Source organism: Pantoea sp. Seng (genome assembly GCF_009829935.1).
GTDB classification, from domain to species: domain Bacteria; phylum Pseudomonadota; class Gammaproteobacteria; order Enterobacterales; family Enterobacteriaceae; genus Pantoea; species Pantoea communis.
In genome coordinates this window covers 227,788-241,373 of record NZ_SZZV01000002.1, presented here as the reverse complement: position 1 = coordinate 241,373, position 13,586 = coordinate 227,788, and the positions used below count along the sequence as shown (strand labels likewise).

The following is a 13,586-nucleotide window of genomic DNA, read 5'->3' as shown; positions in this document are numbered from 1 at the left end:
CGCGCCTGCTAAGCGGCGGGGCATTTTTGTAGACGCCTCTTATATCACAAATTCCGATGGCTCGTCAGTAAGGCAGCCACAGAAGGTAAGCGAGCGATGCACAACTGAGAAAAATACGGCACAATACCCAGCTACGCTGGAAAGGCGTATCCCGCAAACGTTAATAACGGAATCGTTCAATGCTGAAGATCTATAACACCCTGAGCCGTCAGAAAGAGGAATTCAAACCGATCCACGCTGGTCAGATCGGCATGTACGTCTGTGGAATTACGGTTTATGACCTTTGTCATATCGGCCATGGGCGTACCTTCGTTGCATTTGATGTGGTGTCACGTTATCTGCGCTATGTGGGCTATCAGCTCAAATATGTGCGTAACATTACCGATATTGAAGATAAGATCATCAAACGTGCCAACGAAAACGGTGAGAGCATCGAAACGCTGACCAACCGTATGATCGCTGAAATGCACAAAGATTTTGATGCACTGGGCATTCTGCCGCCGGATCTGGAGCCGCGTGCCACGCGCCATATCCCTGAAATCATCGAACTGGTCGAGCGTTTAATCGAACGCAAACACGCTTATGTGGCCGATAACGGCGACGTGATGTTCGATGTGCTGAGCGACAAAGGCTATGGCGTGCTGTCACGTCAGGATCTGACTCAGTTGCAGGCGGGCGCGCGCGTTGAAATCACCGAAATCAAACGCAACCCGATGGACTTCGTGTTGTGGAAAATGTCCAAACCTAACGAGCCCGCGTGGAATTCACCGTGGGGCAACGGTCGTCCGGGCTGGCACATTGAGTGTTCCGCGATGAACTGCAAACAACTCGGCAATCACTTCGATATCCACGGCGGTGGATCGGATCTGATGTTCCCGCACCATGAAAATGAAGTGGCGCAGTCAACCTGTGCGCACGAAGGCGATTACGTCAACTACTGGATGCACTCCGGCATGGTGATGGTCGACCGCGAGAAGATGTCGAAATCACTCGGCAACTTCTTCACCGTGCGCGATGTACTGGCGCATTACGATGCCGAAACCGTGCGTTACTTCCTGATGTCGGGCCACTATCGCAGCCAGCTTAACTACGGCGAAGATAACCTCAATCAGGCACGTGCGGCGCTGGAGCGTCTCTATACCGCGCTGCGTCACACCGATGCCAGCGCCACGCCAGCAGGCGGCGAAGAGTTCGAAGCGCGCTTCCGCACTGCAATGGATGACGACTTCAACACGCCGGAAGCCTACTCGGTGTTCTTCGACATGGCGCGTGAAGTTAATCGCCTAAAAACCGAAGACAAAGCCGCCTCTGATGCCCTGGCCGCGAAACTGCGTCAGCTGGCGAACGTGCTCGGCATCCTGCAACAGGATCCAGAGCAATTCCTGCAGAGCAGTGCGCAGGTGAATGATGACGAAGTGGCGGAAATCGAGCATTGGGTCAAAGCGCGTTCTGATGCGCGTGCCGCAAAAGATTGGGCACAGGCGGATGTGGCGCGTGACAAGCTGAATGAGCTGGGCGTGATTGTCGAAGATGGTCCGCAGGGTTCGAGCTGGCGTCGTAAGTGATAGCGTCGGGTGCGCGTTTGTCGGCACTCGAATAGGCAGTTTGAAGGGTGCGCTGTCATCAGCACCCGAATTCTCAGGTCGCAGGGTTCACGTTGATGCGTACCGGAATTTACCAGCCGCAGAATAGCAAAAGGGGCGAACCGCAGTTCGCCCCTTTTTTATTTGCCTGAATGCTTAAGCTACAACGGTAATTTTATAACCGGCGAACTCAACTTGCTGGCCTGCCACAATCTTGCAGCGCTTACGCGTTTCGATTGCGCCATCAACACGCACTTCGCCATCCGCGATAGCCACTTTTGCCTGCGCACCGCTCTGCACCCAACCTTCAAGTTTCAGCAGGTCACACAAATCAACGTGAGCATGTTCGCCCAAAGAAAAACTGGCCATTATGCCTCCTCCACGTCGTGATACTCTTCGCACGCGACTAATGTATTTTGAATCAGGGTCGCAACGGTCATTGGACCGACGCCACCGGGAACCGGGGTGATATAAGACGCACGCTCAGAAGCGCTCGCGAAATCCACATCGCCCACCACTTTACCGCTCTCCAGACGATTGATGCCAACATCAATCACCACCGCGCCTGGCTTGATCCAGTCACCCGGAATAAAGCCTGGTTTACCGACCGCCACCACCAGCAGATCGGCGTGCTCAACGTGATGACGCAGATCTTTGGTGAAACGGTGCGTGACGGTGGTGGTGCAGCCCGCCAGCAGCAGCTCCATGCTCATCGGACGACCGACGATATTGGATGCGCCAACCACCACGGCGTTCAGGCCGTAAGTATCGATATTGTAGCGCTCCAGCAGCGTGACGATGCCGCGTGGCGTACAAGGACGCAGCTTTGGCGCACGCTGGCACAGACGACCGATGTTGTACGGATGGAAGCCATCGACATCTTTGTCCGGCACGATACGTTCCAGCACTTTGACATTATCGATGCCGGCAGGCAGCGGCAGCTGAACCAGAATACCGTCGATTTCGCTGTCATTGTTCAGCGTATCGATCAGTTCCAGCAGTTCGGCTTCGCTGGTGGTCGCAGGCAGATCGTAAGAGCGGGAGATAAAGCCCACTTCATCACAGGCACGACGTTTGCTGGCGACATAGATCTGCGAAGCGGGGTTCTCACCCACCAGCACCACTGCCAAACCTGGCGCACGTTTACCGGCTGCCAGACGCTGCTGTACTTTTTCGGCAACCTCAAGGCGCACCTGCTGCGCAATCGTTTTACCGTCAATAATTTTTGCTGCCATCAGAGAGGAGATCCATCTGTAGAGAGTTAAATCGGGGATTGGCGCCTATTCTGTCAGAAGCGCGTGCGGCTGTCAGGTAGAGATTCATTTCGCCTGTGCGTTTCACGACTTTCCGCAGTGACGTGAGGCCGCCTTAACGCGTATTATGTCCCTCAGGAAATTATGTGGATGCCGTGATGATTTGGTTAATACTCGCCACGCTGGCGGTGGTGTTTGTTGTAGGGTTCCAACTACTGACGGCCGGTTCGCGCCATGCCGCGCAGGCGCTAAGTAAAAGGCTGCAACTGCCGCCGGTGCACATCGAATCGATGCTGTCGCTGATGGGTAAGGATGCGGCCAAAGAGTTCACCGATTACATCGCGGGCGATAATGAAACCCATTTGGGCAACGGCGCCGCGGTGATGCTGATCTGGCAGGTGTTGATTGTCGATGGCAGCGACGAGAACGCAGTGCGCTGGCATGGGATTCTGACTAAGGCTGGATTTTCAGGGCTGATTTCGCGGCAGCAACTGTTGCTGGCGCTGGGGTTTCTGAGGCAGCTGGAACCGGAGAGTGCGGAACTGCATGCGCTGCGCGAGCAGTATAATGCGCGGTTTACGCAGCAGGGGATCGAGCTGGAAGGGGAGTCTGGCGAGGTGAGTAATTTGGTGTCGATGAGCGAGTGGCGTAAGCGGCATTGATGAGCGGGGGAGTGTTGGGTATAGGCATGGGTATTGAGGGCTGATGGCGCGCGACGTGTGGCGTAGTACTCGGTCTTTAGGACGAATTGTTCAATGATTCAACACTCTGGAGCCGCAGGGCGGCAAAAACGTTGACGCGAGAGCGTGCAAACGTATAATCCGACGCAACCACTATGCGCCCTTAGCTCAGCTGGATAGAGCACCGGCCTTCTAAGCCGTAGGTCACAGGTTCGAATCCTGTAGGGCGTGCCAAGCCAAATCAATAAGTTATCTCTCACCCTCCACTTTCAAATTTTCCCCATGGGACAGATTTGGGACACGGCTGCCAAAAATCGCATCAATTTGCCTCGCGTGCTCCGTTAAATGATTCGGTGCCAGGTGAGCATAACGCTGCACCATTTCGATACTTTCCCAGCCTCCCATTTCCTGCAATGCGGACAATGGCACCCCGGCCTGAATAAGCCAACTCGCCCATGTGTGCCTCAGATCGTGGAAACGAAAATCCTCAATGCCTGCCCGTTAAAGTGCAGTGCTGGTACTGGATTTGGGGATACCAGCTGGTCGGCGTTGTGCGTGCTGGCTACAACTTTGCCGTGCGGAAGATCTCCGGTAAGACTGCCGTAGTCAAAGAGGAGTTCAGTCAGTTGCTAACCTGATGGTTATATAAAGCGATACAGGCGATATCTTTGGCCATCGTTTTTTGCGGAAGAACATCACGACTTTATTTAGGACGATATGGATCATCGGTGTTTTACGAAATGCCTTTTGCTCGCATGTCATCTGATGAGCGCTCATGAATTTCATTAGTTCTTGAGTTCCTCCTTCGCGGCACATATGTGTTACAAAGCTCACCTGCTGATATCCAAGTCCTTGCATCTCGATTAGGGTCATTTTCAGCTCATCGAAAATCTTTAGCACTGCACCTTTTCCAACTGGACAATTTACAAATCGCATGTGCAGCGTGGCTGGTTTAGAACCGTGGCTCACAGCAGAGAAAAGTGGAAAGTATCGAGTTCTGTTTTTTATTTTCCTCTTAATACGCATTAGAACAGCAATCAAAAACACGAATATCAAAAATATAGAATCCATAAAGCCTCCTGTAGGTGGGTATCGGTAGGCTGAGAGAAATGTTTAAGGTGAATTATGGTGACCAAAAAACGGGCCGCCCTTCTGATTTTCTACCCGAGTTTGCTGCCGACATCTGATCGAAGCTTGCCGAAGATGAAAGCCTGCGCAGCGTGTGTACCCGACCAGGAATGCCAAACAAGGCAACCGTATTTCGCTGGATTGGCGATAACAAAGAGTTTCGCGACCAGTACGAGAGGGCCACAGAGAGCCGGGCTGATGCGATGTTTAAAGAAATGCTCGAAATCGTTGCTGACGTCGCAGCAGAAGGTGCTGCGGTGGTAAAGGCAAGGCTGCAACTTGATGCCTTTAAATTTATCCTCGCGCGTATGGCTCCGAAGAAATACGATGACAAAATTTATCAAGACATCGACGGCAAATCATCTGATGGCAGCATGATGCCGAGGCTGACAAAGGTGATGGGCTATGACACTAAGTTGAGGTTTGCGGCCACGGTTTCCTCACAATGACCTGTAGCTGGTTAATTGAGTCAGGACTATGATTGAAGGATGCGATGGAAAGGCAGATGAGCCATATGGAACGAAATTCGGTGAGGGAGGCGTATATCCATAAAGCGGAATTTCTGGATGAGCGCAAGCTAATGTTGCAGTGGTGGGCTGATTTTCTGGATGCGAACCGGGAGAAAGGGATTACGCCGTTTGACTATGCGAAGATCAACCGGGGAGCAGGTCACAGGAGGAACATATCAAAAACAGGCAGATACACAATTTAAATTACAGTCTCTTTCATCGATTTTTGTCCATTATGATGACACTCTATATTCGTATTGAAATCACAGTGATACAGTGCATTTTTTAGTAATATTTAACCTATTGATTATTTAAAGGAATAATGACCGTTGAAATTTGCACAAGCTCTCAGCATTCTCTCAAAGTCTTCACCGTATGCGGTCAGTACCGAGAGAGAGCACTATCAAGATCACCTCGTTGGATTCAAGAGATACATATACATCACGACAGATATAGAAGCGGATTTTAAAAAAGCACTCCTATCTGCTAAGTCCAATCAAGTCATCTTCCTATGCGGAAGTAGTGGTGATGGCAAGTCTGAGATCTTGACGCAGTACAGCCAAAAGCACAAAGTGACTCATGACTTCCATTTGGATGCGACTCACAGCTTCAATCCAAGCCAGACAGCCATTCAAGCTCTTGATCAAAGATTCACCCAGTTCAAGCAAAGTCATAAACCACTTGTTGTGGGTATTAACGTTGGTATGCTCGGCAATTATGCAGAAGAAGGTTCCAAAGAGCATAGCGACATCAAAAAGGTGCTCAGAGACTTTCTCTCTCGTAAGCGATCAGCAATTCCAAAGCAGTACGTATTCTTGGATTTTGAAGACTATCCAAAATTCACCTTCAATGCTGAGGGCTGTGCATCAGACTTTGCAGAAAAATTTCTAAAAAGATTGACAGCACAAACGCTTGAGAATCCTTTCTATGCGCTTTATGACAAAGAGCTCAAATCTCTAGGTCATACTCGCCTGACGGCAAACTATGCGCTGCTGAGTCGCCCTTCAGTTCAGGAATCTCTGATCGGCTTATTACTCAAAGCCCGTCTTATCAAAGATCAGTTCCTCACGGCCCGAGCGTTACTGGATTTCATTTTCCAGTTGCTCGCGGCGGATGGCTACTTGTTCGACAACTTGTTTGCAGGCAGTGATAACGAGCTGTTATCCCGTATACAGGGTTTTGACCCAAGTAATCTGCATACGCGCACCGTCGATGAGTTTGTGCTTCAGCATGAGCTGGGCATTGAAGATGAGCGTTTCAATGCGTTTAGATCTAAAATTAACGAGCTTGGTTTTTACGAGGTAACCAAAGCAACGTCTTTTCTTCGCCTTTTCTATTTGCTTCGGGGTGACAAAGAGCTCAGCAATGAGTTTGTAACGCCTATCCAAAACGAGTTCACAAACAATCTGGTAGAAACCTATGCATCTGTCTGGATGCGACATCGTGATTTCGATGGTTCAGGAAAGATGCGCAAACTGCTTGGCAGTTTCTACAAAGAAACGCTGATCGCAGCGCTTCACCGCTATTGTAATCGTCATGCCCCAACACTCGACAAAGACGAGTATTTAGTTTCTGAGCTTAATGGCTACAAAACGGCGGTGTCTCTTGAAGTTAAGGCCGATTTTTCAGCAATACAAAACAGTACACTCGAAAAAATAGGCACCTTCAATGTGTATCTGAACGTCGATGAACAATCGCTTAAGCCAATGCCAATTAGCGTCAAACTACTTGAGCTTTTGGTCAAGATTGGGCAGGGGTATCGCCCTAACAAGCACGACAAAAATGCTGTTTTGTTACTTGATGAAGCATTGGAACAGATGCTGACAGTAGCTAAGCAAAAAGAGACCTTTTTTATTCTCAAGGGCGATAAGCGCTACAAAATCGTGAAAGAAGAAAGTGACTATTTTGAAGTGAGTGGTATGCACTAATGACGACCGATAATTTCACATTACCGATAAAGGCCGGTTTGCCACAAACGGTAGCTGATAAGTTCCAAAATAAGAATACGTTGAGCAGTTACATTCCCATTCGTACGCAAGGCAATGATTTTGACTGGTCATCAGTCGTGGGCTTAGTCCTGCGTGGATTACTTTGTAAAAAAATAGAAAAGTACAATTACCAAGATTTTACTGCGGATTGCAAAAACAACTTACAAAACAAATTGGGTGAAGAGGAATTTTGGAGTGTACTTGAAGATATGTATTTCACTAATGAAAATATATTCTCGGTAACCCCTGAGTTTCTGTTGTTTAAGAGCCAGAAGAGTCAAGATAACAAGTACACGCGCGACATGAGAATGGCATCCTTGTTTATTAACTTACTTCAAGGACAGCAAATTGAACGATTTGAATCTAACTTGAACTTCCTCGAAGAGGAGTTTCTTAAAACGCTTTTAGACAAAACAAAGTCAGATCGTGACAAGGACTTCCAAGTGACCGAGTCACCATATTTGCCCTATATAGCAGAGGCGTTTAAACGTGACCTCGAGTTTTTAACTGGTTATCCGAAATACCTGTTGGATGAGTTCGAGCGTTTCTTGGCATTCTATGGCTTTGCTTACACGGCTCAATTAAGCCTATCGTTGTCGGATTGGAAAACAGGTGAAGCCCCAACCGCGAAACCGCTATATTTCATCATGGATCATGAGCGCGCCAGCAGTGAACGTATCCATATCAAAAAGCACGGTTACAAGCTTTTTAGCGAATCGTCTTTCAAGCTGTTTCCCTTCCTCTCTATGCTGGAAAATCTTCAACCAAACCCAGAAAAATTAAAAAAACCTTTGTGGCAATTGGCAAAGGATATTAAGAGTTCAGAGCGGAGTGATCTAGCTGGGTATATTGAAAATTACGCAAAAATGTTTCGCCACAACAGAAAACTTGAAACAGCAATACCTGAAAAAGCAGAAACCGCAATTGATTGGTTGGAATATGCTTTGAAGCTTGCTGAAGAACAGTTCAGAGACCCTAAAACCGACCGTCCGGGGACTATCAAAAAATATATTAAAGCGGTTGAAGAAAACATGGCTACTGGCTTCGTGCAAGCTCGTGGTCGCTCTGGTCGGGTGTTAGTACTCACTCAAGACCACATTATTTTGCTTACTAACCTGGTGGTGGGTAAGGAAGAAAAGCTTCGCTTCCATGAGCTGATAATTGGCTTACAGCAAAGGGGGATTTTTGTTGATAAGCAGACAGAACAAGAGCTTATTAAGTTCTATGAGCGAATTGGCAACGTTGAACGCATGAGTGATAGTGGAGATGCAGTGTATGTGCGCAAAACAATTTGAATCGTTTCTGGTTGAGCAGTTTTTACTGCACGCGAAAGGAAACATCCGCGCAGGCTATCGCTACCAGTTTAACTCTCCTGACCATGCTAATAGTCAGCGACTTTTCGATGCGCTCTTAGCGCGAAAAGGAGGAGAGAGCGAAGCTCGCAATGGTGTAGCGCTGAGCTATTTAGACCTAGAAGACTGCAAAGTGGTGCCAGTGCTTCATAGCGAAGATGCGTGTGAAACGGGCTTTACCGAAAACTACATCTCTAATTTGCGTGACGAAATAGCAAGCCAGGAAGGTCCGTTGAAGGGCTGTGCACTGGTGGTGATTCACAATAGTCGCCTAGATACTCTCATCAACTCGGCGGAAGATCTTGGCCAGTCTGGCCAGGTGTGGAGTCCAGGGAAAATCAAATTCGCTCTTAGTGGCTTTATTGAGCAATCTGACAAATCTCGAGACGTTTCGCTTTGCCTTTTGGACGACCAATTTGACGCGATTTTGGAAGATGGTGCGACCATGTTCGGTTTCGAGTCTTTATACAAGGCAGTTGAGGATGGCGAACTGTGTTTCAGCGAGCTAGGCATGTTTGAGGATCCTTTTGTTGCTGAGTTATCGGGCAATAAAAAACAGATCAAACAGCGCCTAGAAGAAAACCGTACGCTTTACCAAGAGTTGTCGTTTGAAGTAGAGCATTTTGGTCAGCAACTCGAAGAAAGGCTGAAAGGCTTTAGTAGTAGGTTTATCAAAGAACATTTTTCTGACGATGGTTGGAAAGATGTGGAGTTTGAAACTTATCGAGAAGAGATCAAAAGGAATAAGATTCAGAACCTTAAGCATGAAGGTGAAGACGAGACCAATAATGCGCAAGTGATTGGTCGCTACCCAAAAGAAACTAAAGCAGGATTGCGTGACCGTCACTTGATTATTGCACTGGAAGAAGGGCAAAGTGAGTTTGAACTTAAACTGAGCTTTTCTGGCATCAGCGATTTAAGAAAAGAGCAGTTTAAAGTCTCGCCAGCGAATGCACTTGGCAAACAAGAAGTCATCAGCACGCGCCTAACTAGTAAAGGGGCAAACGCTACTCTAGCAGCTAGTTATGCCAATGAGCCTTTGTTTTTCACGCTAGCATTGAAGCGTGACAATACCTCTGAACACCATAACTTCCGTTGCTTGGTTGTCAGAAAAGGCGAGTTTCACCTCGAGGCATTCAAAAACATTTTCGCCGTTGAGCCTTCAAAAAAACGCCTTACCTTGAAAACGGTAGACAACAGCTTGGTTATTAACCCGGCGCTAACTGCAAACCGAAGCCTAGATGATGTCGGTGAAGTGGTTGACCGCGCAGAATTTGGTGTTGTCGATTTTGAATCTTTGGCCAACGAGTCAGAAGAAATCAGCTTTGTGGTGAAATCAGGTGATAATTCCCTGACATTTTATATTGAGGGTGAACAGGTAGAAAGCAGCCTGTCCTTCCCATTGCTGCTTAACCAATCTCGCTTCCACAAATTGTTTGACGATCACGTGTTTGGCGAGCTTTATCCGAGTAAAGACGTTGTCGCGATCGATCATAGTGAATTTCGCGTCATGGAGCCGCGCATTAGCCTACTTCGTTGGGAAGAGTGTTTCGTTCAGCAAAAGCAAGTCTACCTAGCGGAATCCAACAGCATGGCGTTGGAACAGTTAAGGTCTATTGATGACGGTCTTCACTCAGCATACCAAGCACTGTTTGACTATCTAGCGAGCCGACGAACAACTATTTCGTTGGTTTCGTGGGGGCCTTTATTTACGGCACTCGTGAAAGCGACCGTGGATGCATTCCTTGATTATTTCAACGCGATCCCAACTGGTGGCATGCTTACCAAAGAGCAAAAGCTTGTGATGCAAATCGGTTTGGTTCGCGAGAATGGTGAAGAATATTACTCGCCATTCCACCCAATGGTGTTGGCTTACTACTTAAATCTTTGTAATGAAATGCAAAAAGATGACAGCTTTGCTGACTTGCCAACTGTCACGTTCAATCGCTTGGGGCCAAGTGGACTGCTTCCGTATGTCTATCATCCCAAGCATGGGTTTGCCTACAACCAGCAAGTAACAGAAAACGGGTTTTGGGTTAAAAGTGTCCCTCACCAGAAAAGTTGTCTGAAGTTCGTTCGCAAGCTGGTTAAAGAAAAGATCAACGAGTTCCAAAAAGCGTTTCGCCACTTGTTTACCGGCTCAGAGAAGAGTGTGTTGGTGAATGCCGTGAATCAAGATCGTGCAGAAGAGTTATTCCTCGGTTTGGTTGACTATGTAAAAGATAACCTCGATAAAGCGGCATCAATTCATGTCAACCTCTACGATGATGAGCTGGTTTTCAATGCATTTGACCAGTTTGCAGAAACGTTCAATTACGAAGAATTAAAGTCTTGGTTGGAATTGGACCGAGAGAAAGTGCGAGAAAATGCCGACACCATTATCGATATTCTGCGAACCCGGCTAACTTACAGCAAGTTTACCAATGCTCAAAGTGAACGCGAAGGGCAAGCCTACTCGCACCTGTCTTTTTTCAGAAACAACGACAACGTGAAGTTAACGACCTTGAGCGTTGACGACATGCCTAGTGGTATTGCGTGTGATGGTCTGCTGACGGGCGACGCTTCTAAAAGTGATGAAGGCTCATACTTCACTGCATTTGGTTTGCAAAACATTCAATATAGTAACCAACCACACTTGGAAATAGCGAAGTATGTTGGCTCGTTAATAGAACCAGCATTTAAGCCCAGCACACAATACACGGGGGCCAATGCTCCTGCTCTTGCGGTCAGTGAAGACTTTAAATCTCTGCTAGCGCGCTCTTATGACAGCTCGATTTGGACCACCATCATCGACCCGAAAGTGACGCTAGACTTCTTCCACGCCAATCAATGTATCGTGCTTATTCATTATTCTGATCAGTACACCAGCTCAGCCAGCTACGATGCGATAACCGTGACGGCACAGCGTGGTTTGTTCGAAAGGGTGGTTGCACAAAGTGGCGGCAAGCAGATTAACGAGTTCAATGCCTTCAATGGTGATTGGCTACTGAAGATGTTGACTTGCAACGACACCATTCGCAAAGAGCGAACTGGCATTATCGGCGCCTATAAATTTGCGACGTGTCTGGTACACCAATCTGATATCACCTGGGTTCCGCTCTCAGTTGGTGAAATGATCCGCGTGTCGGGTAACATCGGCCTGAAAATGACCGACAGTGACTTCTCACGCAATGTGCAGAGATATAAAAAAGGCGCGATTTCAGATGATATACTGCTGGTGGGCTTTAAAGAGGGTAACCTTTATTTGCTTCCTGTCGAAGTGAAAGCAGGCTCCACGCCAGACTACAAAAAAGCAGTACAGCAAGCGAATGAGCTTCGCCGCTATCTAACAGAGCTTTTGAGCGACGAGACACTGGCGTCGAAGCTATACCGAGGCTTGTTTATCCGCCAAGTGTTGATGCAAATCGACAAATACCGTCTGTACAACGTATTCAGCAATGACTATTTCGAAGCCCTGCTGGCAGAGAAAGAAGAGTGGCTACGCGGTAACTACGCGATTGCGGAGCTTGAGAACTATCCAGCAGGTATGGTGGTTAGCCACCTTGAAAGCGGAAGCTGTTTCGAACCTGGCTATAACATGCAGGATGGCGTGTTGAAGGTTGACCTTCCTATGTCTTTGCTGCCTTCACTGGTGCAACACCCGCTTCAAGTATTAATGAACGAAAAGGACATCGCACAGATCTGCCATGTGCCGGCGGAGTATATGTTGGTGGGGCAGACAGCTTTGAAAAAAAGAGAGTCGCTCGTTCCATTAGACGTTGTGGTCGATAAGCCAGAGGATTTAAAACCGAACCTCCAAACAGAGGAGCCGTCAAAGTTAGCTGCAGAGCCAACCCCAAATTATGCGAGTGAATGCCGAGTTGAAATTGGTCAGAATACGCTTACCGGCGAAAAAGTTTTCTGGGAGTACGGGCACAAGGATTTAGCAAACCGTCACCTGATCATTTTTGGTAGCTCAGGGCAGGGTAAGACCTACTGTATACAAGGTTTGTTGATGAGCTTGGCCGATGCTCAAATTCGGTCGCTGGTTATTGATTATACAAACGGATTCTTGCCGAATCACCTTGAGCCGGAGTTTATTGAACGAACAAATCCGAAATCCAATATTCTTTGTAATGAGCCATTTGGTATGTCGCCATTTAGAGCTCAAAAGCAAGATTTTGGCGGGATTTTTCTCGAAGAGAAGCCTCATATGGTGGCTGGAAGGGTAGCCTCTGTTTTTAACAAGGTATATTCGACAATTGGCGAGCGCCAGATCGCAGTGCTCAATGAAGTGATTGAATCTGGTGTCAAACGATATGGTAGTGCTTATAGCTTACAGAATATGTTGGATGACCTAAACGAGGAAGAAACTGCAGGACCAGCACTTGCAAGCAAGCTGGCTCCTCTTGTTAAGTCTAACTTGTTTTCATCTGACAGTGATAAAAGTTGGAATGATGTGTTTGAGAGTGAACATCACCGCTCAACAATTATGCAACTTGCGTCGCTTAACCACGATATTTCAATGCTTTGTACTGAGTTTTTACTTTGGGATCTATATTCCTACGCATGTAGTTACGGTAGTAAGGAAAAACCGATTCCTATTGTATTGGATGAAGTGCAGAACCTCGATCATCGCCTGGAGAGCCCATTGGGCAAAATGTTAACGGAAGGACGCAAGTTTGGGGTATCCCTAATTCTGGCGACTCAAACGCTAAGTATGCTGCGTAAAGATGAGCAAGATCGTTTATTCCAGGCGTGTCACAAGCTGATTTTTGCACCAGCAAAAACAGAGACAAAGACGTACGCGAAAATTCTTGAACTGAGCATGCCAGGTACAAAGCAGGCTGAGTGGGAAAAGCAACTAGGAGACCTATCCAAAGGACAGTGTTTATCAGTTGGCAACCATTTGGATAACGGTCAGTTGAAGATGAGTGTTAAGAAAGTGAAGGTTACCTCGATGTTATCCCGCCTGAACAATTCTAAGGGTTGAGCCTGGTAGGTCTATGGATCTTAGCTTTCTGAAAAATTTAGTTAATTTCGTGCTGGCGGCGAGGGGACTAAAGGGCCCCTCATAATCCTTTGATGTTGTTATATGCACTGGTAATCCCCCC

8 protein-coding genes, 1 tRNA gene and 3 pseudogenes are annotated in these 13,586 nt (G+C 47.6%); 8 read left to right on the top strand and 4 right to left on the bottom strand.

Translation table 11 applies throughout. The annotated features are described in order from the left end of the window. Positions 1-179: 179 nt before the first annotated feature. On the top strand, positions 180-1,565 hold the full coding sequence (gene cysS, locus FD737_RS02815; RefSeq protein ID WP_160832654.1) for a cysteine--tRNA ligase: 1,386 nt from the start codon (positions 180-182) through the stop codon (positions 1,563-1,565). Between the two features lie 174 nt (positions 1,566-1,739). On the opposite strand, the gene ybcJ is transcribed toward cysS, so the two are convergent. Next, positions 1,740-1,952: a ribosome-associated protein YbcJ gene (gene ybcJ / locus FD737_RS02810; RefSeq protein ID WP_097117460.1), complete on the bottom strand. Its 213-nt coding sequence runs from the start codon at positions 1,950-1,952 to the stop codon at positions 1,740-1,742. Continuing rightward, positions 1,952-2,818 (bottom strand): bifunctional methylenetetrahydrofolate dehydrogenase/methenyltetrahydrofolate cyclohydrolase FolD, encoded by an 867-nt coding sequence (gene folD / locus FD737_RS02805; protein ID WP_034828233.1) that lies wholly within the window; start codon positions 2,816-2,818, stop codon positions 1,952-1,954. The genes ybcJ and folD overlap by 1 nt, the downstream gene beginning before the upstream one ends. A 176-nt stretch (positions 2,819-2,994) precedes the next feature. On the opposite strand from folD, the gene FD737_RS02800 reads away from it, so the two are divergent. Beyond that, entirely contained in the window at positions 2,995-3,498 is a 504-nt protein-coding gene (locus FD737_RS02800; RefSeq protein ID WP_160832653.1) for a DUF1198 family protein, read from the top strand. Positions 3,499-3,673: 175 nt separating this feature from the next. Then, positions 3,674-3,750 (top strand) — tRNA-Arg (locus FD737_RS02795). A 15-nt stretch (positions 3,751-3,765) separates the two neighbouring features. Here FD737_RS02795 and FD737_RS02790 read toward each other — a convergent pair. Beyond that, positions 3,766-4,017: pseudogene (locus tag FD737_RS02790) on the bottom strand (tyrosine-type recombinase/integrase); the annotation flags it as partial. Positions 4,018-4,134: 117 nt separating this feature from the next. Beyond that, positions 4,135-4,587 (bottom strand): hypothetical protein, encoded by a 453-nt coding sequence (locus FD737_RS02785; protein ID WP_160832652.1) that lies wholly within the window; start codon positions 4,585-4,587, stop codon positions 4,135-4,137. 131 nt (positions 4,588-4,718) lie between these two features. On the opposite strand from FD737_RS02785, the pseudogene FD737_RS02780 reads away from it, so the two are divergent. The 5 genes and pseudogenes from FD737_RS02780 to dptH all read left to right on the top strand — a co-directional run. After that, positions 4,719-4,973: pseudogene (locus FD737_RS02780) on the top strand (ubiquitin carboxyl-hydrolase); the annotation flags it as partial. A gap of 63 nt (positions 4,974-5,036) precedes the next feature. Beyond that, positions 5,037-5,356: pseudogene (locus tag FD737_RS02775) on the top strand (hypothetical protein); the annotation flags it as partial. 126 nt (positions 5,357-5,482) lie between these two features. Further along, a complete protein-coding gene (gene dptF / locus FD737_RS02770; protein ID WP_160832650.1) occupies positions 5,483-7,081 on the top strand; it encodes a DNA phosphorothioation-dependent restriction protein DptF in 1,599 nt (532 codons plus the stop codon). Next, positions 7,081-8,436: a DNA phosphorothioation-dependent restriction protein DptG gene (dptG, locus tag FD737_RS02765; RefSeq protein ID WP_160832649.1), complete on the top strand. Its 1,356-nt coding sequence runs from the start codon at positions 7,081-7,083 to the stop codon at positions 8,434-8,436. The genes dptF and dptG overlap by 1 nt, the downstream gene beginning before the upstream one ends. After that, the gene (gene dptH / locus FD737_RS02760; RefSeq protein WP_160832648.1) at positions 8,417-13,465 is read left to right on the top strand and encodes a DNA phosphorothioation-dependent restriction protein DptH; all 5,049 of its coding nucleotides are present in this window, start codon (positions 8,417-8,419) and stop codon (positions 13,463-13,465) included. Before dptG ends, dptH begins: the two co-directional genes overlap by 20 nt. The last annotated feature ends 121 nt before the right edge of the window (positions 13,466-13,586 follow it).